The sequence below is a fragment of the Cobetia sp. BMC6 genome (assembly GCF_029991385.1).
Taxonomy (GTDB): domain Bacteria; phylum Pseudomonadota; class Gammaproteobacteria; order Pseudomonadales; family Halomonadaceae; genus Cobetia.
On the sequence record NZ_JAKUMF010000003.1, the window covers coordinates 133,485 to 155,838 of the forward strand.

At 61.2% G+C, this 22,354-nt stretch carries 18 protein-coding genes; 4 read left to right on the forward strand and 14 right to left on the reverse strand.

Translation table 11 applies throughout. The features are described from left to right. Position 1: 1 nt before the first annotated feature. Positions 2-1,015 carry a helix-turn-helix transcriptional regulator gene (locus MKZ40_RS08010; protein ID WP_175090145.1) on the reverse strand — a complete coding sequence of 338 codons (1,014 nt, stop codon included), beginning with the start codon at positions 1,013-1,015 and terminating at the stop codon, positions 2-4. 141 nt (positions 1,016-1,156) lie between these two features. Here MKZ40_RS08010 and MKZ40_RS08015 point away from each other — a divergent pair, with 141 nt between their 5' ends. Next, on the forward strand, positions 1,157-3,328 hold the full coding sequence (locus tag MKZ40_RS08015) for a TonB-dependent siderophore receptor (protein WP_175090146.1): 2,172 nt from the start codon (positions 1,157-1,159) through the stop codon (positions 3,326-3,328). A 65-nt stretch (positions 3,329-3,393) separates the two neighbouring features. Beyond that, positions 3,394-4,284: an alpha/beta hydrolase-fold protein gene (locus MKZ40_RS08020; protein WP_175090147.1), complete on the forward strand. Its 891-nt coding sequence runs from the start codon at positions 3,394-3,396 to the stop codon at positions 4,282-4,284. Between the two features lie 173 nt (positions 4,285-4,457). Here MKZ40_RS08020 and madM read toward each other — a convergent pair whose 3' ends face one another. The 4 genes from madM to MKZ40_RS08040 form a co-directional block, all read right to left on the reverse strand. Beyond that, complete coding sequence (madM, locus tag MKZ40_RS08025; protein ID WP_175090148.1) at positions 4,458-5,219, reverse strand: malonate transporter subunit MadM; 762 nt, start codon at positions 5,217-5,219, stop codon at positions 4,458-4,460. A gap of 10 nt (positions 5,220-5,229) precedes the next feature. Continuing rightward, positions 5,230-5,712, reverse strand: coding sequence for a malonate transporter subunit MadL (gene madL / locus MKZ40_RS08030; RefSeq protein ID WP_175090149.1), 483 nt, complete (start codon positions 5,710-5,712; stop codon positions 5,230-5,232). A 247-nt stretch (positions 5,713-5,959) separates the two neighbouring features. After that, positions 5,960-7,519 carry a malonyl-CoA synthase gene (locus tag MKZ40_RS08035; protein ID WP_175090150.1) on the reverse strand — a complete coding sequence of 520 codons (1,560 nt, stop codon included), beginning with the start codon at positions 7,517-7,519 and terminating at the stop codon, positions 5,960-5,962. Between the two features lie 84 nt (positions 7,520-7,603). Next, positions 7,604-9,073, reverse strand: a complete 1,470-nt coding sequence (locus MKZ40_RS08040; RefSeq protein WP_217485895.1) for a malonyl-CoA decarboxylase — start codon at positions 9,071-9,073, stop codon at positions 7,604-7,606. A gap of 422 nt (positions 9,074-9,495) precedes the next feature. On the opposite strand from MKZ40_RS08040, the gene MKZ40_RS08045 reads away from it, so the two are divergent. Together MKZ40_RS08045 and MKZ40_RS08050 are read left to right on the forward strand one after the other, a co-directional pair. Beyond that, complete coding sequence (locus MKZ40_RS08045; protein WP_175090151.1) at positions 9,496-10,161, forward strand: GntR family transcriptional regulator; 666 nt, start codon at positions 9,496-9,498, stop codon at positions 10,159-10,161. A gap of 80 nt (positions 10,162-10,241) precedes the next feature. Continuing rightward, positions 10,242-11,156 carry a hypothetical protein gene (locus MKZ40_RS08050; RefSeq protein WP_175090152.1) on the forward strand — a complete coding sequence of 305 codons (915 nt, stop codon included), beginning with the start codon at positions 10,242-10,244 and terminating at the stop codon, positions 11,154-11,156. Here the strand turns inward: MKZ40_RS08050 and MKZ40_RS08055 are convergent. The 9 genes from MKZ40_RS08055 to MKZ40_RS08095 all read right to left on the reverse strand — a co-directional run bounded on the left by MKZ40_RS08055 (position 11,046) and on the right by MKZ40_RS08095 (position 22,136). After that, on the reverse strand, positions 11,046-12,044 hold the full coding sequence (locus tag MKZ40_RS08055) for an IS481 family transposase (RefSeq protein WP_282627830.1): 999 nt from the start codon (positions 12,042-12,044) through the stop codon (positions 11,046-11,048). The genes MKZ40_RS08050 and MKZ40_RS08055 overlap by 111 nt on opposite strands. 294 nt (positions 12,045-12,338) lie before the next feature. Continuing rightward, complete coding sequence (locus MKZ40_RS08060; RefSeq protein WP_217485814.1) at positions 12,339-12,650, reverse strand: glutaredoxin family protein; 312 nt, start codon at positions 12,648-12,650, stop codon at positions 12,339-12,341. Between the two features lie 83 nt (positions 12,651-12,733). Next, positions 12,734-14,413: a GMC family oxidoreductase gene (locus tag MKZ40_RS08065; RefSeq protein ID WP_175088845.1), complete on the reverse strand. Its 1,680-nt coding sequence runs from the start codon at positions 14,411-14,413 to the stop codon at positions 12,734-12,736. A gap of 16 nt (positions 14,414-14,429) precedes the next feature. Beyond that, positions 14,430-15,365: a pyrimidine-specific ribonucleoside hydrolase RihA gene (gene rihA, locus MKZ40_RS08070; protein ID WP_175088844.1), complete on the reverse strand. Its 936-nt coding sequence runs from the start codon at positions 15,363-15,365 to the stop codon at positions 14,430-14,432. A gap of 204 nt (positions 15,366-15,569) precedes the next feature. Next, complete coding sequence (locus tag MKZ40_RS08075; RefSeq protein ID WP_175088843.1) at positions 15,570-16,223, reverse strand: DsbA family oxidoreductase; 654 nt, start codon at positions 16,221-16,223, stop codon at positions 15,570-15,572. A gap of 282 nt (positions 16,224-16,505) precedes the next feature. Next, entirely contained in the window at positions 16,506-17,498 is a 993-nt protein-coding gene (gene mmuM / locus MKZ40_RS08080; protein WP_175088842.1) for a homocysteine S-methyltransferase, read from the reverse strand. Beyond that, positions 17,488-18,912 carry an amino acid permease gene (locus MKZ40_RS08085; protein ID WP_175088841.1) on the reverse strand — a complete coding sequence of 475 codons (1,425 nt, stop codon included), beginning with the start codon at positions 18,910-18,912 and terminating at the stop codon, positions 17,488-17,490. The genes mmuM and MKZ40_RS08085 overlap by 11 nt, the downstream gene beginning before the upstream one ends. A 306-nt stretch (positions 18,913-19,218) precedes the next feature. Further along, positions 19,219-20,490 (reverse strand): 4-aminobutyrate--2-oxoglutarate transaminase, encoded by a 1,272-nt coding sequence (gene gabT, locus MKZ40_RS08090; RefSeq protein WP_166018270.1) that lies wholly within the window; start codon positions 20,488-20,490, stop codon positions 19,219-19,221. A gap of 152 nt (positions 20,491-20,642) precedes the next feature. Continuing rightward, positions 20,643-22,136, reverse strand: a complete 1,494-nt coding sequence (locus tag MKZ40_RS08095) for an NAD-dependent succinate-semialdehyde dehydrogenase (protein WP_175088840.1) — start codon at positions 22,134-22,136, stop codon at positions 20,643-20,645. Between the last annotated feature and the right edge of the window lie 218 nt (positions 22,137-22,354).

Genomic DNA, 22,354 nt, shown 5'->3' on the forward strand with positions numbered 1-22,354 from the left:
CCTACACCGCGCCGTTGTCAATGACAGGCCGCTGACTGGGTGGCACGCCGAACTGGCGACGAAAGGCGGTGGCGAAATTGGCGGCGCTGCGATACCCCGCCATTTCGGCCGCGGCCTCCACCGTCACATTGCGGTCCTGAAGCAGGTGAGCGGCACGGACCAACTGTCGTCGTCTCAGGTCCTGCGTCATGGTCTGGCCGTAGGCGTCGCGATAGCGGCGCTGCAACTGGCGCACGCTCATGCCCAGACGAGCGGCGATCTCCGCCTGACTTTGATAGGCGACTTCCCCGTTGTGGATCCAGTCTTCCAGCGTTTCCTTCCAGTCTGCCGTCTCCCGGGGAGGATGCCTTTCCCCGGCTCCCGTCTGGGCGGGTCCGGCCGCCAGGCATTCACTGATCATCTCCAGCGCCAGCGATTCGATTCCCAGACGCTGTGCCGGGGAGGTGGGACGCTGTCGGCTGAAGGTGTCCAGTCGTTCCAGCAGACGAGGGGACGGCCACCAGTGGAAATGCGCCAGATGGCGCATGTGGGACATCACCTCACTGGCACGTGAGACGTTCAGGTGCCATTTCAGCCAGGCCGGCGTCAGTGTCAGGATGGCGCTGTGTTCGTGGGCTCCCTTGGGACTGTTCAGTCGGAATTCAGTGGGCTCGTCCAGGGCGATGCACAGTGCACGCCCCGGCTTCAGCGCATGGCAGCGTGGCCCGAAACTGACCTCTGGCTCTCCACGCCACACCACCGCGATCTTCAGCGATGGCTCGATTCGGGAGCGAATCATCAGATCCGCTCGCTTGCGCACGCGGTTGAGGCGCATGAACAGTCCCGGCTGCGCTTCCTGTAGATGCATGTTGCCGATCAAGGCGCCGTCAGCGGACTGGCCCTCGGCAGGTTGGCATTGGTGGTCGCTGGTCAGCGCGCGCGCCATGCGATGCACGTGATCGAGCTCGATGATCCGGTGGCGTGCGCTTGCCGAGGTGTGAGAACTGGCGAGGCCGGGAGGGGGGGTAAGGCTCATCTTGTCGCACCTGCAAACATCAGGGAGGGTTCCGCAAAGGTTTTTGTCGTTCTGGAGTGCCAAAATGCCCCGTCAGCACATCAAATGCAAATAATTATCATTAGTGGCGATGATCCAGGACACGACAGGCAAGGGGACACGATGAAGAAGGTGAATGCACGAGGACGCGGTCTGTGCGGGGCAGGCACGCGTCGTCTGATGATCGGGGCAGGTGTGGTGCTGGTCAGTCTGCCGGCACAGGCGGAAGATGCGACGATGGTGCTGGATACCCAGCGGGTGACGGGGCTGCGTCTGTATGACATGGCGTCCAGTGAGCAGAGCGGCGGCTACAGTGTTGATGCTGCCACGGTGGGCTCGAAGGTACCGGCCTCGCTGCGCGACATTCCGCAGTCGGTGAGCGTGGTGACCCATGACGCCATCGAGGACCAGAACTTCATCACGCTGGATCAGCTGGCGGCACGTACGCCGGGTGTGCGGGTGCTGAACAATGACAGCGGTCGTTCCTCGATCTTCGCGCGTGGCTATGAATACGATGCCTACAGCATCGATGGGCTGTCCGCACCGATGTCGAGTCTGACGGGCTCGGTGCCTTCCCTGACTGCCATCGACCGGGTCGAGGTGATGCGTGGGCCGTCCGGCCTGTTCAACAGCACCAGTGAGCTGGGCGGTGTGATCAATCTGGTGCGCAAGCGCCCGACCGATACCTTCCAGGGCTCCATCAGCGGCAGTGTCGGGACGCTGGAAGACCGAAGCGTCAGTGTCGATATCTCCGGACCCATCGATGAGCAGGGCCGTATCCGCGGCCGCCTGGTGACCCGCTCCACCGAGCAGGCGCAATGGGTGGATGACAACGACAACACCCTGAATGATTTCTATGGCGCGCTGGATATCGATCTGGATGAGAATACCGAGCTGTCACTGGGGGTGATCCACAACACCAAGGACATCACCGTCAATCAGGGTCAGCCGGTGGATGGAGACAACAACTTCACCTATGGCCGCCGTTCGGCATTCTACGGCGCGGACTGGAACAGCTTCGAGAGTGATTCCACCGATGTGATCGCCGAGCTGACCCATCGCTTCAGCTCACGCGGCTATGGCCGGCTGGCGGCGCGTTACAGTGACCGCAATGCGGATTATGAATACGCCTACAGCGGCTCGGCACTGAGCGATACCGGCGACTTGAGCAGTGTCGCGGGTTATGCCGGTTTCACCGATGAGACCTCGGTGAGCGTGGATGCCAGCTATACCCAGGGCTTCGATGCCTTCGGCAACCAGAACGAATTCGTGGTCGGGGTCGATTACAAGACATCGGAATCGGACACCACCGCAGCGCGCACCAGCAACCTGACCGGCTCTGGCGCCAGCATCAGCGAGCTGAACAACCTCGCCTATGTCGACATACTCGGCAATGCCCGTGATGGCGTGAGCGGTTACAGCCTGTCGCGCACCGAGACCACCCTGGAAGAGCAGAGCCTTTACGGCAAGGTGACACTGCGTCCCGTGGCACCGCTGGCAGTGATAGTGGGTGCGCGCGTCAGCCAGTTCTCGGCCGAGACCGAAGACAAGCTCAACGGCGGCAGCAGCGACATGCAGGACACCGCGTTCACGCCCTATGGCGGACTCGTGTATGACCTGGATGCCGACCACTCTATCTACGCCAGCTATTCCAAGGTCTTCGAGCCGCAGACCAGTGAAGACGAAGATGGCAATCTGATCGACCCGCGCGAAGGCGAGCAATACGAGATCGGGATCAAGGGCAGCTATCTGGATGGTGCGCTGAATGCACGCATCAGCGGCTTCCAGCTGACCGACAGCCACCGCGCGGCATCCTCGACCGACGGAAGCGTCAGTTACTCGGTGGATTCCGGCAAGATGCGCATCACCGGCGCCGAGCTTGAACTGGCCGGCAACATCACGCCGCAGTGGGATGTCATCTTCGGCTACACCTACATGGACTCCGAGGTTCTGGAAGCCGGCAGCTCCGATGCGTTGCTGATGCTGATGCCCAACAACATGGTCAATCTGTGGACCCAGTATCGCTTCGAGGGCAACCTGCTGGATGGCGTGTCCGTCGGTGCCGGCATGACGGCGCTGAGCGATTTCGACAGCACCCAGGGCACCATCCATGCGCCGGGCTATGCCGTGTTCGATGCCATGCTGGGCTATCAGTTCACGCCCAGACTCAGTGGCCAGCTCAACGTCTACAACCTCTTCGATCGTGAATATTACGTGCGCGCCGGTTCGGCCAGTGTCTTCAACTTCGTGGGACGCCCGGCCAGTGCCGTCGCGACCATGAAGTACGAGTTCTGATGATGCGTCTCGGATTGCGAGCACGCGTGAGGCTATTCGTCCGGCGACAGGCCTGGGGCCTCATCATGCTGACCACCGGTACCGTCTGCTTGCCGGGCTTTGCCATGGCTCACACCGCTGATGATGCTCTGCCAGGCACCACGACCTCTTTCACCCAGCATTCGCGTCTCACGGGGCACGATTATCTGATCCAGGTGGCGCTGCCGCAGGCCGCGCCGCCTCAAGGAGGTTATCCGGTACTGCTGGTGCTGGATGGCAATCGCTACCTGGACCTTTTCACGGCGGCTCGGGACGTGCTGGGTCGCCGTGGCTTTGACAAGGCGCCGTCAGATCTCGCCATCGTCGCGGTCGGCTATGCGGGCACTGACGAGCAGGAAGAGGTGGCGCGGGGTACCGTCACGACGCTGCGCTACAAGGACTTCACGCCACCGCTCACCAGCGGCACGGCCCCTGAGGGGACGGGCGGTGGTGAAGATTTTCTCGCCTATCTGACCCAGGCTCTGCCGTCTGAACTGGCCTCACGCTATCCGCTCGATCTCGAGCGACCTGCGCTGGTCGGTCACTCGCTTGGTGGCCTGTTCGCACTCCATGCCCAGCAGAAGGTGCCCGAGGCCTTCGGCGCCATCTTCGCGATCAGTCCTTCGCTGTGGTGGCTGCAGGAAAATGACCAGGCCAACTGGCCGCTGCGTCTTGCCTGTACCGAGGCGGCGGGTCCGGTATTGATTGCCGCTGGCGGACGCGAGCAATCGCCGCAGCCACAGCGCAATGACCCGAAGCGGGACAGACTGCGTGTCCAGCGCGCGATGATCGACAACGCCCATGCCTATGCCCGCCAGCTGGGCGAGCGCTGCCCGCAGATCGAGGTGCAATGGCGGCGTTATGCAGGCGAAGATCATGGCAGCGTGATGTGGCCCGCCGCGCGCTCGGTGATGGAAATGTTGTTGGAGGCACGCTGATCAGGCTTGCCTGCGTGAGAGCGTGCATGTGAAAGGAAGCAGTCAGGCAGTAACAAGACGACGGCGGCATCAGCATGGGACATGTAGCGTCCTGACTGATGCCGCCGTCGTCTTGTTTCAGCGCCGCTTGTTCAGAGCGGTTCGTGTCATAGCCTCTCGTGTCAGAGCGATGCTTACATCACCGCACGCACCGCGAGGAACAGCACCGTCGGGGCGAGCAGAATGCCCAGGCCGGTGTAGAAGGTGGCCGTCATCGCGCCGTAGGGCACCAGACGGGCGTCGGTGGCGGCGAGACCGGCCGCGACGCCGCTGGTGGTGCCGATCAGGCCGCCGAAGATCATCGCGGAGCGGGGGTTGTCGAGCCCGATCAGGCGCGCCGTCATCGGCGTGGCCACCATGGTCAGGATTGATTTCACCAGCCCGGCGGCAATCGACAGCGCGACCACTTCGGAGCTGGCCCCGAGCGTTGCCCCGGTGACCGGGCCGACGATATAGGTGACTGCGCCCGCGCCGATAGTAGTGATATCGACAGGATCGGTATAGCCGAAGGCGATGGCGACACCACCACCGGCGACGAAGGAGATCAGCACGCCGACGAACAGCGCCACGACACCCCGAAAGCCGGTCTGACGGATTTCGCGCAGGTTGACCCCGTAGGCGGTGGCGATGATCGCGAGATCGCGCAGCATGCCGCCACCCATCAGGCCAAGCCCCGAGAACAGCGTGACATCCGAGAGCCCCTTGCTGCCGCCGGTGGTCGCACCGCCCACATAGGCGAGCACCAGGCCGAGGATGATGGCGATGGCGGAGCCGTGCAGCTTGCCGTGGGTCAGATTGTTGCTGATCCAGTAGGCGACATACATCGCCAGGCCGATCACGGCGAAGGCAGCGACCAGATGATACTTGTCGAACAGTTGGACGAGTGAATCGATCATGGTTCAGCCCTCAGAGTTTGTGCGCAGGCGTGGAGGAAGCGTGGCGGTTGCGGTCCAGCACCGGGGCACCCGTCGTCACTGAGGTTCTGGTCGGCGTGTAGCGGGTCTCGCCGGCCAGCGGGTCATCTTCCAGCGCATTCTCGGGGCGCTTGCCGGTCAGCAGCGGCACGAGGGCCAGCCCCAGCACCACGGCCAGCACGCCCGCGACCAGCGCGACCATGCCACCACTGAAGGCCGCGACCACGTTCTGGCTGGCGGCCATCGCGACCACGATGGGGATGTACATCGCGTTCCAGAAATTGATGCCGCTGGCGGTGCTGTCGGCCATCTTGCCGCGGTCCTTCAGCACGCCGGTGATGAAGATGAGCAGCAGCATGGCGATGCCGACACCGCCGAGATTGGAATCGATATTGAGCATTTCTCCGAGCAGGTCCCCGATCACGAGACCGGCCATCATGCACCCTGCGAGCAGGGCAACTCCGTAGATCACCATGGCGTAATACCTTCTTGTTGTTGTGGTTAAGTGGTGGTGAATCAGTGTGGCGTCTTGTCGTCTATCCGACTTGTCTCTTTATCCAGGTTGGCTGGCCTGGCGTTGAGTGTCTTGTGTCTGACTATTGCGCGTCCTTTGTCTGTCCTTGGCTGGGCTTGAGGGTGAGTGAGTCCACCGGCATGACGTAATGGCGTCACGCCATGCCGATGGCACGAATGTATCGAGTATCAGGCCTGTCAGGGGTGGCTCAGCCGTGTGAACGGGCCGGCTCAGGGGCGAACAGCTCCGCATACTCCTCGCGCAGCTGTTTCTTCTGCACCTTGCCCATCACGTTGCGTGGCAGGCTGTCGATGAAGAATACGCGCTTGGGCTGCTTGTAGCGGGCCAGCGTGTCGCTGAGGGCGGCGAGCACCGCTGCTTCATCGAGACTGCCCTGGTGGCCGGCCTGCATGACCACCACTGCACAGACACCTTCGCCGAAGTCTGGATGCGGTACGCCGAACACCGCCGATTCGTTGACGCCGGGCATGTCATCGATCAGCAGCTCCACCTCCTTCGGGTAGATGTTGTAGCCGCCGGAGATGATCAGGTCCTTGTCGCGACCGCTGATGCACAGATAGCCATCGGCATCGATATGGCCGAGATCGCCGGTGATGAAGAAGCCATCCTCGCGGAATTCGCTGGCGGTCTTTTCCGGCATCTTCCAGTAGCCCTTGAAGACATTGGCACCGCGCACCTCGATCAGGCCTGTCTCGCCACGCGGCAGGATGGCACCTGTCTCGCGGTCGGTGATGCGGACTTCGCTGCCGGGCAGCGCCATGCCCACCGTGCCCGGACGGCGTTCGCCATCGTAGGGGTTGGAGGTGTTCATGTTGGTCTCGGTCATGCCGTAGCGTTCGAGAATCGCGTGGCCGGTGCGTGCGCTGAATTCGCTGTGGGTCTCGCTGAGCAGCGGTGCGGAACCGGAGACGAACAGACGCATGCCGGCGGTCGTCTCGCGATTGAGGCGCTCGGACTCCAGCAGGCGGGTGTAGAAGGTTGGCACGCCCATCAGCACGCTGGCGCGCGGCATCAGGTCCAGAATCTGCTCGGCATCGAACTTCGGCAGGAAGGTCATCGAGGCGCCCACCGTCAGCACGATGTTGCAGGCTACGAACAGGCCGTGGGTGTGGAAGATGGGCAGGGCATGGATCAGATGGTCATCGGCAGTGAAGCGCCAGGTCTCGGCCAGCGCCTGGCAGTTGGAGGCCAGATTGGCGTGGGTCAGCATAGCGCCCTTGCTGCGCCCGGTGGTGCCGGAGGTATAGAGGATGGCGGCGAGATCATCGGCGGCGCGCGGCTCGATTTCACTGCTTGCGCTGCACTGGCGCGCTTGCTCCATCAGACTGCCGTCCTGCTCGGTGCCCAGACTCTCAACACGCGGCACACCACATTCCTTGCCCAGTGCGCGCGCCGTCTCCAGCACCCTGGGCTGGCAGACATACAGGTGCGGACCGGCGTCGCCCAGGAAGTAGCGGATTTCCTCGCCGGTATAGGCGGTATTCAGCGGCAGATAGACCGCACCGACCTGCAGGCAGGCCAGATACAGGATGACCGTCTCGCAGCTCTTGTCGATCTGCACCGCGACGCGGTCGCCCGGTGCCACGCCCAGCTCGCGCAGGGCAGTGGCCATCTGGCCGGCGGCGGTGCGTGCCTCGGCGAAGGTGTAGCCGTGGCCTTCGACGGTGTCGAGGAGGGTGGCATCCGGGCGCTCATCGAAGTTGCGCGCGAATTGCAGATAGAGGTTGTCGTTGTCGGCGTGAGGCATCGTTGGCTCCAATGGCGTTGTTGTTGTAGTGAGGCGTGCTCCGGCAGGCGGCGTGCCTGACGGGCGAATCATTTTTCGAGCGGCTCATTCTTCCAAAGACTCAGGCGCTGGCTTGCTGTCATTGGCATCAGCAGCCGACTTCGGCGCGGGCGGCTGCTCGTCTGTTTTGGGTGGCAAGGAATCGCTTTCCTTTCTGGCTTCGCGCTTCGGCGCCCTGGCCAGCTCCTTGTTGGCTTTCGACTCCTTCTTGACCTCGCTGCTGCACACCACGCTGTCGTTGCGGCTGAAGGCCTCGTGGTTCTGCTCGATGCGGTGCGGCTCGTAGAGGTAATTCACCATCAGGCCGTGGGCTTGCTGGCGGCCATTGGGCGAGGTATCGCCGGGCCAGTTGAGGCGATGCAGGCTGGCACCGTTGCCGAGGTGGAAGCGGGCGACCGGGTCCATCGGCTGGCCGCTGCGGTGCTTGACGTTGACCAGATAGTGGGCGGCGAGGGCGCGCAGTTCCGGCGCCATCTTCTGCTGGGCCTCCTCGTCATTCATCCAGTCATCGTGCTCAAGGTGATGGGCCAGCAGGTCGGAGACTTCCAGGCCTTCGTCATCACGTGCACGGGCCAGCCACTGACTGAAGCCTGGCACCGGCGAGAGAGTGACGAAGCGGCTGAGGTTGGGCAGTTCGCGTTGCAGCTCCTGCACCACCTGCTTGATCAGGAAATTGCCGAACGAGATGCCTTTCAGGCCCTTCTGGCAATTGCTGATGCTGTAGAAGACGGCGGTGTCCGCCTCGCGTTCGGTGGTCTGGCCGCTGTTGGCGAGCAGATGCTGGATGTTGTTGGGCACGCCCTTGCACAGCGCCACTTCAACGAAGATCAGCGGCTCGTCGCCGATGGCCGGGTGGAAGAAGGCGTAGCAGCGGCGGTCCTCGGGATCGAGACGGCCGCGCAGGTCGCTCCAGTCCTGTATGGCATGCACTGCCTCGTAGCGGATGATCTTCTCCAGTACCGCGGCGGGGGTGTTCCAGTCGATGGCCTCCAGCATCAGGAAGCCACGATTGAACCAGGAGGCAAACAGATGCGCGAAGTCGGCATCCAGCGGCTTGAGCTCCGGGTGCTGCTTGATGAGCTTGAGCAGGTCGGCGCGCATGCGCACGATTTCATAGGTGCCGCCGGGGCACAGGTTCAGACGGCGCAGCAGCGATTGGCGCCTGGGTTCGCTGGCGTCGAACAGTGCACTGAGATTGGCGTTGTCCGGGGAGTCGCGATAGGCGGCGTAGGCGGCGTGAATGCGGCCTTCATCGGCGGCGTAGTGCTCGGCCAGCACGCGGAAGAAGGCGAGGCGCTGTTCGTGGTCCAGCTGCTGATAATCCTCCAGCGCACGCTGGGCCATCATGATGCGTGAGGCTTCACCGCTGCTCTCGGTGAGGTTGTGGCAGCTCTCGGTCAGGCGGGCGAGGGCAGTGTCTTCATTGCCGGCGCCGGGCGAGAGGCCGACCTGCTGGCGGGCACGCTGGCCGACGTGGGTCAGCAGGTCCTGCAGAAAACTCAGATTTATGTTCATAGCGGTCTTCCTCAAGGCGCGAGACGCGAAGCTGTGGTGGCTGATTCCTGTCCATTGCTCAGTATGGCGTCTGAGACTTGAATATTTGGCTTCGTCTTGTTGTATACAACAGATAGGCGTCTGATGTGTTAGCGTCAAGTCTTGGCATGCCAGACACGACTAAAGTCAGTTTCCTGTGCGGCCGCATCCCCTGTTCAATGAGGGCAGGGAGCAAAGCCTGAAGCGCGTGGTGGTGGGCGTGACAGCGGTGAATCGATTTCTTCTTTAAAAGCAAAGGCGCAACAATAAGAAGGTCGCTTTCAGAATCACCGCTGCTGACACGTTCATGGTGACTGACAAGGCCACAGCGACTGACAAGCGATGCCCCATCAAGACCGCTTCAACGAGAACAGCCGCCAGGCCACAGCACAAGGACGCCGATGATGATCAAGATGTCTCATGCGCAACGCCTGCGAGACCTGCTGGAAGACGCCATCGTCGAAGGGCGCTTCCCGCCGGGCACCAAGCTCGATCCCGAAGCGCTGGGCCGCGAGTATCAGTGTTCCCGCACCCCGATTCGCGAGGCGCTGCAGCAGCTCGCCGCCTCCGGCATGGTGAAGGTAGTGCCCAAGCGCGGCACCTTCGTGACGCAGCTAGGGGTGTCGGAGCTGGTGGAACGCTTTGAAGTCATGGCGGAACTGGAAGCCATGTGTGGCCGACTCGCCGCGCGACGCATCACCCCGCAGGAACTTTCTGAACTCAAGGACGCCCACGCCGCCTGCCGTGAACGCCTGGAAGCCGACGACGCCAATGGCTACTACTACGAGAACGGCCTCTTTCATCACTGTCTCTACCGCGCCAGCCACAATGCCTTCCTCACCGAAGAAGCCACGCGCCTGCACGCCATCCTCAAGCCTTACCGCCGCCTGCAACTTCACGTCCGCCACCGCATGCACAGCTCCTACGCTGAACACGAAGCCATCGTCGCCGCCATCGAAGCCGGCGATGCTGCTGCTGCCGAGCAGGCGCTGAAGGATCACGTGCATATCCAGGGGGAGAGGTTTACGGACCTGGTGGCGAATTTTGAGCGTTTGCATGAAGTTGGGTAATTAACTTTAACTTACGTAAGCTTTTGCTTTATTTTTATACAGTTTAAATCTTACTCATTTTGATATTTCAGGGATTCTATATGATATTCAATAACAGCTCTGAGGCGAAAGAGTATGTTGTTCTAAAAACGAATAGGTTACTGAATAAAAAGGAACTTGAAGGTGTGATAAGTGACTGTAGAGATAAGGTCAATGAAGCTTGTACTGAAGAATCTAGAGAGCTGTGGGCTGAGGAGCTCGAAAAATTTAAGGAGTTAAGTGTTAATCAAGACTATGTTGATGGTCTTCTCCCTCAGGGGATTGATGAATTGATAATTGAGATGATTGAGTGGAGAGCCATGATATATGCTTTGCAGAGAGTAGAAACTAAAAGAAATGCTTTTGAAGAAAGTGCTTTCTTTGCACAATGGTATCTAGGAGCTATTTACGGTGTGTTTTCTATTTTTGGGAAATTGTTAAGTAAAGATTCTCGAGACAATTCATTACGAAAACTATGGCAATTGATCTCCCCGATTATGCTAGAGGATGGAGCTTGTTTAAAGCAAGAGACTGACTATATCAATGGATGCTTAAGTGTTAAGACGGGGTTGTTTACTAACGACAAGTCTAAGGCTATGTTGTTCCGCAATAAATTTGTTTCGCATAATGAAGCTACTCCAAAAGTTGTATGGGAAGATATAGATAGGGATATTTCAGTCTTAATAAGAATGTGGTCTTTGTTAGTATCTTGGAGTTCTTTTGGAATAGTTCACCCTTTTCGTGATGATAGCTGTATATTTCTAGGTACTGAAGCCATGTTTGATGATCTTGAGGTAAAGACATTACTCAGGGCTAGGCAAGAGTACTTAGACATGGTTGCTGCATGGTCGAAGACTTATGCACATTCAGGAGAAGTAGATGTCGGGTTCCGTCTGATTGACTATAGCTTGCGTAAACAGCTCAGGTCGTTCGATCTGCCACTCCTTCATTGCTGCTATAGGCGCTTTGTGGTGTAGTGCCTTCTGAGGAATGTGGTGGTTATAGAGCCAGCAATAACGCTCGAGTGTCTGTTCTAAATCCTCACTTGAGTCATAACGCCGAGTCGCCAGAACATCGCTGATACGCCCATTGAAGCGCTCCACCATCCCGTTCGTTTGGGGTCTGCCTGGCCTGATCAATCGATGCTCAATACCATGGTTCTGACATTCCTGGTCGAAAAGATGATTTCCACTGGGCTTACGTTCGCCACCCACGGTGAAGCGATCGGTAAAGGATTTACCATTGTCCGTGAGCACGGTTCGAATCGTGAAGGGAGCCTCCTCTTCCACACGCTTCATGAACGCCTGGGCGTCCTTTGCAGATTGACTTGATCTGACCTCCAGATACACCCACCGAGTGGCACGATCAATCGCGACGTAGAGATAACGCTTATGATCTTCGTCAGGCATTTGGGGCAGGTGCTTGATATCAATGTGCACATACCCGGGCTCATAATCCTTGAAAGGCCGATGCTTGGGCTTCTCGTCCTCCTTCGCATCTTGACGCGCCAGCTTGGCGAGAGTCGGTACATCACGTCGTTTGAGCATGCGCTGAAGTGCGGAACGCGACAAATTGGGGTTCAGGAATTCCCGAGCAACGACAAGTAGATCATCGAGCCCCAGGCGAAGCAGTTCACGTGCGGCGATGACGATCTCTTCCTGTTCTGAGGTCAGAGTCGCGAGTAGGTTATGACGTGTGTGGGAACGATCCAGGACATCATCACGATAGCGCCAGCGCTGTATAGTTGAGGCGCTGACCCCGAACTGACGAGCGAGATCTTTGTTCGTCATGCTGGAGGGAGCTGCTTGGATGTCGGCACGGATTTTCGGTGTCGTCGTCGCTTGCTTATGCAGCTTGATGTCCATGAAGCTTTTCCTGAATCAATTGCTTGATGAGCTCACGAGAGGCTAACAAAGGATAGCTTCGTTGTGAAATCCGATCATCCGGCACCCTACAAGTAGATAAAGGTAGAGGAGCATTTGCAAATCTCAAGGTCAAAATAAAAAGTATATAATAGTATTGGGTTTCTGATTTCAAATATTCTTTTTATAGTTTAATTTTTACTAATAGTTAGATGAGTTGGTGTCGCCTTTTAGGAGGCGATTATTCAGATTGTTGACTTGTATGTAGAGAGTGCTCTTCCGCTATAAACTATTCACTCAACCCTTATACAACTGATTGAAGCCTTTGACGCTGAACCCCTTCAGGTACTGATCGCCGATCTTCAGGACCGGCACGCTGCGAAAGCCGGTCTTGGCGAATTCCTTTTGGCCCGCGGGGGATCTGACATCCACCAGGCGGAAGCCGATCTTCTGTTGCTCCAGATACTGCTTGGCTGTCTTGCAGTGCGGGCAGTTTGCCATGGTGAAGAGTGACACCCGTTTCATTGCTGTTGCTCCCGTGTTGATCGATCCCGCGTGTTGTAGGCACGTGGCCTGAGTTGCTGGCCTGAGGCGCTGGCGGGCAATCATACCAGCCGTCGCTTTCTCTCTACACCAGCACTCTCTATCCCAGCACCTCCCTCATCAGCTCCCCACATTGCGCACCCTGAAAATCAGCCCTTGCGCGGGATATGGCTCATCGCATGTTCCGCCAGTGCCGTGATGGTCAGGCTGGGATTGACGCCCAGATTGGCGGCGAGCATCGAGCTGTCGCAGATCAGCATGTTGCGGTAATGAAAGACCCGGTTTTGCCCATCGCAGACGCCGTCCTCGGGGGAGGCCGCCATGGCCGCGCCGCCCATGCAGTGCGCCGTGGTGGGGATGTTGAAGAGTATCTCGGGGATGCTGCTGCCGGGGATGGCGCCGATGGCCTTGGCGCCACGCGTGACGAAGTCATTCGCCTCGGGGATGAAGGTGGGAATGCGCTTGCCCTCGGTGACCAGCGCCTTGCGAAATGGCCAGTACCACAGGCGTTTGAGCGTCATGTCGAGGTGGCCCTCCGCCGTCTGCATGCACAGAAAGATGATGGTCTCCTTCGCGAAGCCCCACGGCAGCTGGAATCTCAGCGCGCGCAGTGGATTGGCGAGGAAGAGCTTCGCCATCGCGCTCAGCCAGGAAAAAGGGCGTGTCCAGCCGGGCTTGCCCCTAGCCATCGCGGTGAAGAGCAGCCCCATGAAATCGGAGCCCGCGGGATAGCGCGTGGCTTCGATATGGGTGTGCTCATCGATATGGATGCCGGAGCCGATGGCGATGCCCTTGGACATGTCATCGTGACTTCCCGGCATGCGGCAGCTGATCAAGGACTCCGCATTGGTGCGCACCCGCTTGCCCAGCGCGTCCGAGAGGTTCGGCAATGAGCCCTTGTCCCTGAGGTGGAACAGCAACTCCTGGGTGCCGAGCGACGAGCCTGCGAAGACGATGGACTGACAGGTGACACGGCGCTGTCCTAGCCCAAGATAGAGCCCGGCGAAGGTGGAGGGCACCGTCGTTACCACATAGCCATCGGCACCATCCGCCTTGCCATTGAGCGGTACGACATCGATCACCTTGGTCTCGGCGTGCACCTTGGCGCCGTGCTTCTCGGCCAGATAGAGATAGTTTCTGTCGAGTGTGTTCTTGGCGCCATGACGGCAGCCCATCATGCAGCCGCCACAGCCGATACAGCTTTTTCGTTCAGGCCCTTCGCCAGCGAAATAGGGGTCTGGATGGGTGCTACCGGCGGCAGGCGTGCCGCTTTCGCCCTCGGGGCCGAAGAAGATGCCGACCTCGGTGGGGTACCAGGTGTCTTCGCAGCCGGCGACTTCCGCCATGCGTTTCAGGGCGTCATCCGCCGGCGCGATGATCCGGTTGGTCGTCACGCCGAGCATCCGCTGCGCCGTGGCGTAGTGCTCTGGCATCACCGCATGCCAGTCATTGAGTCCTGCCCATTGGCCGTTGTCCCAGATCCTTGCAGGCGGCACCAGCAGTGTCTGCGCATAGGTGATGGAGCCGCCACCCACCGCGTTGCCGTGCAGCACGATGACATGGCGGAAGAAGCTCATGGTGAAGAAGCCGCGCAGCCCCAGCATCGGTCGCCACAGCCAGCGGCGAAGACGCCAGTTGGAGCGGGGCATGTTGTCCGGCGTCCAGCGCTTGCCCTGTTCCATGACCGCCACGCGATAGCCTTTCTCGGTCAGGCGATGCGCGCACACCGAGCCGCCAAAGCCCGAGCCCACGATCAGGTAGTCGTGGTCGTGGCCGTGGTCGTGCTCTTGTGGCGCAGTGGCACTGGCGTGGCGATCAGCGGTAGTCATCGATAGTCATCGGTAGTCATTGATAGCGCTTGAGTTGCTGCGCGATCAGGTCAACGAAACCCTGGCGGTCAATATCGAACAATACCCTGGCATTGTGCGGCTTGCCGGTGAGCTGGTAACGGTCGACCACCGTCATGCCCTGGGTATGCTCGCCCTGTGTCTCGACCCCGACCCAGCAATCGACAGCGGTGAACAGCTCAGGCTTCAGCAGCCAGGCGATGGTGCAGGGGTCATGCAATGGCGCACCGCTGAAGCCCCACTTGGGGTCACGGTGGTAGATCATGAAGAAGTCGAGCAGCTCGGCGACACACTGGGCGACGGGATTGTCGATGGCGCGGATACGCTCGATGTCCTCATCCATGATCTGCGCCTGATGGGTGACATCCAGCCCGCACATCACGATGGGCAGCCCGGACTTGAACACCATGTCGGCGGCTTCGGGGTCGACGAAGATGTTGAACTCGGCGGCGGGGGTCCAGTTGCCGACACCTGCCGCGCCCCCCATCAGCACGATGCTGTCGATCTTGTGGTGAAGCTCCGGATGGGCTGAGAGAAACAGCGCGATATTGGTCAGCGGGCCGGAGGGCACCAGCGTGACCTTCTGCTCACAGGCACGGACCTTCTCGGCCATCAGCTCGATGGCGCTCTGGGTGACGGGAGCGAAGGCGGGGTCCGGCAGCTTGGGGCCATCCAGGCCACTTTCCCCATGCACGTTGTCGGCGATGATCAGCTCACGCGCCAGCGGCTTGGGCGCGCCACCGGCGACCGGAATGTCATGCCGTCCCAGCAGGGTGAGCACGCGCAGCGCATTGTTGAGGGTCTTGTCAGGCGTCTGGTTGCCGGCACTGGTGGTGACGGCCAGTACGTCGAGCGCCTCTGAACTCAGGGCCAGAATCAGCGAGATGGCATCGTCGTGGCCGGGATCACAATCGAGAATGATGGGGCGCGGCATGCAGCAGTCCTTGTCGTGAGTCGTATTGTTGTCGTGACTTGCCTCAATCAGCCTTTCCTTTATGCCTGAACGCAAAACGACACGCCATCCTTGCGAAGGGCGTGTCGTCTGTCCGTTCATGGCATTCGCGCTTGGTGTCAGCGCTTGGTGTCAGCGCTTGGTGTCAGTGCTTGGTGTCAGTGCTTGGTGACAGTGCGTGGCAGATCAATCCGTCTGCTGGGCACGCGCCTCATTGAGCATCTGCACCAGCACTTCCACCGGCTGGGCGCCGGGCACGTAGTACTGACCGACGATGGTGCTGGGCACCGACTGGATACCGGCGTTGCGCAGCGCTTCCTGCTGGGCGACGACTTCCTGCTCGCCCTCGCCGGATTCGAGGAAGGCCAGCGCCTGTTCGACGCTCAGATTCTCATCGTGCTGGCTTGCGATCTCTGCCAGCACCTGGCGGTCGCCCACGTCCTTGCCATCGTGGAAGTAGGCGCTGAACAGCGCTTCCAGCAACGGGCGCTCCGCCAGGCCCGTGGATTGCTGGCGCCAGACGATGCGCTGGGCGTCCGTGGAGTTGGGCGTGCGCTTCATCAGGGCATGACGGAAGGTGACGCCGCTCTGCGCGCCGGACTGTGCCACCTGCGCATCCAGCTCCGCGCCACGCTCGACACTGCCGAACTTCTGCGCGCGATAGTCGGCGCGCGCCATGCCTTCACGTGGCACCCACGGATTGAGCTGGAAGGGCAGGTAGCTGACGCGCACCTCATCCTTGAAGTCGAGTTGCGCGATGGCGTCATCAAGATGGCGCTTGCCGATCCAGCACCAGGGGCAGACCACATCGTAGGCGACCTGGATATCGAGCTGTGACATGGGGTTCTCCTGCTGATCTCTCATGCGCTCTTCAATACAGCGTGAAGGGCGCTGTGAGAGCACGTCGAAATGATTTTGAGCAATCGCTCATCAGTGTCCTGCCATCCTAGCGATTTGGGGCGCGGGACGCTACCGAAAACGCCCTGACCGATCATGCGACATGACCGGACAGGGCGTTCGTGTTCAGTGCTTGGAGTTCAACACTTCGAGTTCAGTACTTGGAGCTCAGTGCTGCGTATTCACTGCGGCGTACTCAGCGTTCGTACTAGCCCCGTGCCTCAATCAACTCAGCGCCTTGCGCAGATCCGCCAGGGCGCGGATGTCGTCCGGGCCGGTGCGGCAGCAGCCACCGATGGCCGTGGCGCCGGCGGCCAGCCAGCGTGGTGTCCAGCCGGCGAGGTCATGATCGTGTTCATAGCCGTGACCATCGGCATCTGAGACGGCACAGGCGGCAGACCAGGTCTTGGTGACTGGGTCATAGACCTCGCCGGAGTTCGGGTAGATGACGATGTCCTTGTCGGTCTCGCCACGAATCTCACGCACCAGCGATTCGATGTGCTCAAGCGCGGTGCAGTTGACGCCGATGGCGACCACCTGCTCGTAGTTGGCGATGGCGCGCACGGCCTCACGGATCGGCGTGCCGTCGCTCAATTCGGTGGCATTGCGCGCGCTGAAGGCGATCCAGGCACGCGCCGTGGGGAAGTCATCGCGCAGCAGATCACACACGGCCAGTGCTTCCTCGGCACACGGCAGCGTCTCCACGGCGAGAATGTCGGGCTTGGCATCGAGCAGCGTGGCGAGACGGGCACGGTGGAAGTCGCGCAGGCCGGCGCGGTCCAGCGTGTAGCCGCCACGGTATTCGCTGCCATCGGCGAGATATGCGCCATAGGGGCCGACGGAGGCCGCGACCAGCGGCGGGCAGTCCAGACGCTCCGGGTGCGCGGCCAGGTACTCGCTGCGGGCCTGGGCGGCCAGGGTGACGGAGCGCTGGATCAGCGCGCTGGCCTGGGTCTCGCTCAGGCTGCGCGCCATCAGGCCCTCGAGCGTGGCCTGATAGCTGGCGGTGGTGGCGACATCGGCACCGGCCTCGAAGTAGGCGCGGTGCACATCGACGATCGCCTGTGGCTCATCGGCCAGCACCCTGGCCGACCACAGCGAGTCGTTGAGATCGAATCCGGCACGCTCAAGCTCGGTGGCCAGGGCGCCATCGACGATCAGGAAGGGCTGGCGCGCGGTGATGGCGCTCAGCGGATTGCGGGTGGCATCAGCGGGCATCGAGGGCCTCCTGCGGGGTCGGAGTCGGGGAATTGGCGGCGTCGGTAGACGAGCGATGGGTCAGAAAGTGCACCAGATAGCACAGCGCCACGAAGGGCACGCCGAAGTAGAGCGCGATGCGCTGGTTGGGGTCAAAGGCGATGCCGATGCAGGCCAGCGCGCAGAACAGGAAGGCGGCAATCGGCACGACGGGGTACAGCGGCGCGCGGTAGGTCAGCTCGCTGGCGCTGTGGCCGGCCTTCAGCCATTGACGGCGAAAGCTGAACTGGCTGGCGGCGATCGCCATCCACACCAGCACCACGGCAAGCCCGGAAATCGACACCAGCGCCAGATACAGGGTGTCTTCGGCATAGACGCTCGAGAGCAGCGACAGCAGGCCGCCGAGCATGGTGATCAGCAGTGCGGGCACCGGAATGCCACGCTGATTGACGCGACTGAACACGCGGGGCAGCGTCTTCTGGTCCGCCAAGGTCCACAGCATGCGCGAGGCGGCGTAGAGACCGGAATTGGCCGCCGACAGCAGTGCGGTGATGATCACGAAGTTCATGATATCCGCCGCGTAGGGGATGCCGGTGAGCTGGAAGACCGCCACGAAGGGGCTTTCCTTGAGACCGGCGCTGTCCTGGGGCAACAGGGCGGCGATGACGATGATGGTGCCGATGAAGAAGATGATCAGTCGCCACAGGGTGGCGCGGATCGCCAGGGGCACGTTCTTCTCGGGATTCTCGCTTTCGCCCGCGGCGATGCCGATCAGTTCGGTGCCGGAGAAGGCGAAGCTGACGGCCAGCAGTGTCATCAGGATCGGCATCACGCCGTGATCGAACACCCCCTCCTGCAGGATGCGCGTGACGCCCGGCGCCTCGGTATTGCCCGAGAGTGACGTGAAGCCGAACATGGCGGCGGCGCCCACGGCGATGAACACGATCACCGCGGCGACCTTGATCAACGACAGCCAGAATTCGGATTCGGCGAAGAAGCGTGCCGAGACGAGGTTCATGCCGAACACGATCAGCGAGAAGAGCCCGCACCAGATCCAGGGTTCGACACTGGGGAACCAGCGGCCCATGAACACGGCGGATGCGGTGAATTCCGAGCCCAGTGCCACGGCCCAGGTCAGCCAGTAGAGCCAGGCGACGGTGTAGCCGGTGGCCGGGCCAAGATAGCGGGTGGCGTGGGCGCTGAAGGCGCCGGGTTCCGGGTGGTGCACGGCCAGCTCGCCGAGACACATCATTACCAGATAGACCACCAGGCCGCCGATCAGATAGGCGAGTACCGCCCCCGCCGGACCGGCCTGTTGAATGGTATAGCCGGAGCTGAGAAACAGGCCGGTGCCGATGACACCGCCGAGGGACAACATCACCAGGTGGCGCTGCTGCATGCTGCGTTTGAAGTCGTGGGCGTTGCTGTCAGTCATGGTCGGGGTCACTCGAGGGGCTGCCGATGAGAAAGGCCTTTCTCTGGCAGCCGTCGTTCACGATGGCGTGTGGCATGGCGAGAATCGGTCGGGAATACGCAGAAATGCAGCGAATATCATAATTTAATCAATTAGTTGCCACAAAAGGCTGCTTGGGTTGATTGGCTATATGGTTAGATGGGTAATGAGCTTGCGACTCATTTCTTGGCCCAGGGTTTCCCTCCAGCGCAGCGAGTGGCGCTGGAAACGACAACGGCCACCCGAAGGTGGCCGTTCTGTTACAGGTGTGTCGGAAAAGGCAACCGATCAGACGAGGCTTTCCAGCGCCTTCTCGACGATGTCGAGACCTTCTTCCAGCACTTCGGGCTCGACCGTCAGCGGCACCAGCACGCGAATGGAGTTGGAGTAGAAGCCACAGGACAGCAGGATCAGCCCCAGCTCCTTGGCCTTGGCACATACGGCCGCCGTCGCGGCGGGGTCCGGCTTGCCATCGGCATCCACCAGCTCGAAGGCCGCCATGGAACCCTGGTTGCGTGAGTGCGCGACATGCGCGAAGCGTTCTTCCCATTGGGCGAAACGCGCGGCCAGTTGCTCGCCCATCTGGGTGCTGCGCTCCAGGATATTCTCTTCGCGGATGACGTCGATGACGGCCAGGGCCGCGGCGCAGGACAGCGGGTTGCCGCTGTAGGTGCCGCCCAGCGATCCCGGGCCGGAGGCATCCATCACCTCGGCGGTACCGACGACGGCCGACAGCGGCATGCCGTTGGCCAGACTCTTGGCCATGGTCATGATGTCGGCTTCGACGCCGCTGTGCTCCATCGCGAACAGCTTGCCGGTACGCGCGAAGCCGGACTGCACTTCATCGGCGATCAGCAGGATGCCGTGCTCGTCACACAGCTCACGCAGGGCGGTCAGGAAGCTCGGCGAGGCGATGTAGAAGCCGCCTTCGCCCTGCACCGGCTCGATGACGATGGCGGCGGTGCGGTGCGGTGCGATGTCAGTCTTGAACAGGGTACGGATGGCGTTCAGGGACTGCTCTTCGCTGATGCCGTGAATCGGGTTCGGGTAGGGCGCACGGAAGATATCACCCGGCATCGGACCGAAGTCGTTCTTGTACGGCAGCACCTTGCCGGTCATCGCCAGGGTCATCATGGTGCGGCCGTGGAAGGCGCCGTCGAAGGTGATGACGCCGCTGCGTCCGGTGGCGGCACGTGCGATCTTGATGGCGTTCTCGACCGCTTCCGCGCCGGAGTTGACCAGCAGGGTCTTGCGTTCCGGGCCACGTACCGGCGTCAGCTCGGCCAGCTTCTGGCTCAGTTGCACATACGGCGCGTAGGAGATGACGCCCGCGGCGGTGTGCATGACCTTGTCGAGCTGTGCCTTGACGGCGGCGACGACCTTGGGGTGGCGGTGACCCAGGTTGAGCACGCCGATACCACCGGCGAAGTCGATCCAGCGGTTGCCGTCCGCATCCCAGATTTCCGCGTTCAGCGCGGTGTCGGCGAACTGCGGTGTGGCAGTGACGGCACCCTTGGCGACGTACTTGTGCTTGAGGACGTCGAGTTGTTCGTTGCTCAGCTGAGAGTGGCTCATGTCAGGTTCCTTTTCTTGTTGTCGGTGGCATGGCACGGGCCATGCCACCGATGTGCAGTAAACGTAGTGGGATACCGTTGTGGGACGTCCTCTCGAGGCATCGGCGCGATGCGTCGTCGCGAGGCGCCCTCGCAGGATCAGAGGCCGCCGATGCAGACGTACTTCAGCTCGGTGAACTCTTCCAGACCGTGGTGAGATCCTTCCCGACCCAGACCGGATTCCTTGATGCCACCGAAGGGCGCGAGTTCTGTCGAGATCAGGCCTTCATTGACGCCGACCATGCCGTATTCCAGCGCTTCCAGCGTGTGCCAGATGCGGCGGTAATCGTTGGCGTAGAAATACGCGGCCAGCCCGAACGGGGTGTCGTTGGCCATCGCGATGGCTTCCTCGTCCTTGCCAAAGCGGAACACCGGCGCCAGCGGGCCGAAGGTTTCTTCAGCCGCGACGACCATTTCCGTGGTGACATCGGCCAGTACGGTCGGCTCGAAGAAGCTGTGACCGAGAGCGTGCTTCTTGCCGCCGGTGACCAGGCGCGCGCCCTTGCTGACGGCGTCATCGACGTGGCTCTGCACCTTGCTGACCGCCGCATCATTGATCAGCGGGCCGATGGTGTTGCCTTCGACCAGACCATCACCGACCTGCATGCTTTCAACGCGTGCCGCGAGCTTCTCGACGAAGGCGTCGTAGACACCGTCCTGGACGAGGAAGCGGTTGGTGCACACGCAGGTCTGGCCGGCATTGCGGAACTTGGAGGCGATGGCGCCATCGACGGCCGCATCCAGATCGGCATCATCGAAGACGATGAAGGGCGCATTGCCGCCCAGCTCCATCGCGGTCTTCTTGACGGTGGAGGCACACTGCGCCATCAACGTCTTGCCCACCGGCGTGGAGCCGGTGAAGGACACCTTGCGGATGCGCGGATCGGTGGTCAGCACTTCGCCGATGGCGATCGGCTTCATGGCGGTGACGACACTGATCAGCCCCTTCGGCAGGCCGGCTTCCAGCGCCAGGTCCGCCAGTGCCAATGCGGTCAGCGGCGTGGCTTCAGCCGGTTTGATGACCACGGCACAACCTGCGGCGATCGCCGGGGCGCACTTGCGGGTGATCATCGCCAGCGGGAAGTTCCACGGCGTGATCGCGGCCACTACTCCGATCGGCTCGCGCAGTACCATCAGACGCTTGTCGGCACCGTGGGACGGCAGGGTCTCTCCGGCCATGCGCTTGGCTTCTTCGGCGAAGAATTCGATGAAGGAGGCGCCATAGGTCACCTCGCCACGCGACTCCGCCATCGGCTTGCCTTGTTCCAGCGTCATCAGCTGGGCGAGATCCTCACGATGCGCCAGCACCAGATCGAACCAGCGACGCAGCAGTGCGGATCGCTCCTTCACCGGCACCTTCTTCCAGGCGTTGCCGGCGGCCTCGGCCGCGGCGACGGCGTCACGGGTGTCATCGGCGCTGACCTCGGCGACACGGGCCAGCTGCTCGCCGGTGGCCGGATTGGTCACGTTGAAGGTGGTGCCGGTCTCGCGGTGCTCGGTACCGATGAGCGCCGGGACGAAGACGTCGCTGCTGGTTTCCGAGTTGACGTAGCGCTTCAGGAAGTCGCTGATCGGGAGGGCGGAACGGGACATGTGAAGCTCCTGCTGCTGACGATGGTCGTTGGACACGAATACGGGCTGCGGAGATTGGTTGCGCTACCCGCCTGATTGATGAAACACACGCTATCAGCGCCCACTGTTCAGGCGAATAGACCAATTGCGCGTTTGACTGGACCAATCAGCTGAGGCTGCGGATAATCAGGGCTGAATGGGCGTTGCGCACCGGCCTTGAAGCGCGTGGCTGACGGGAG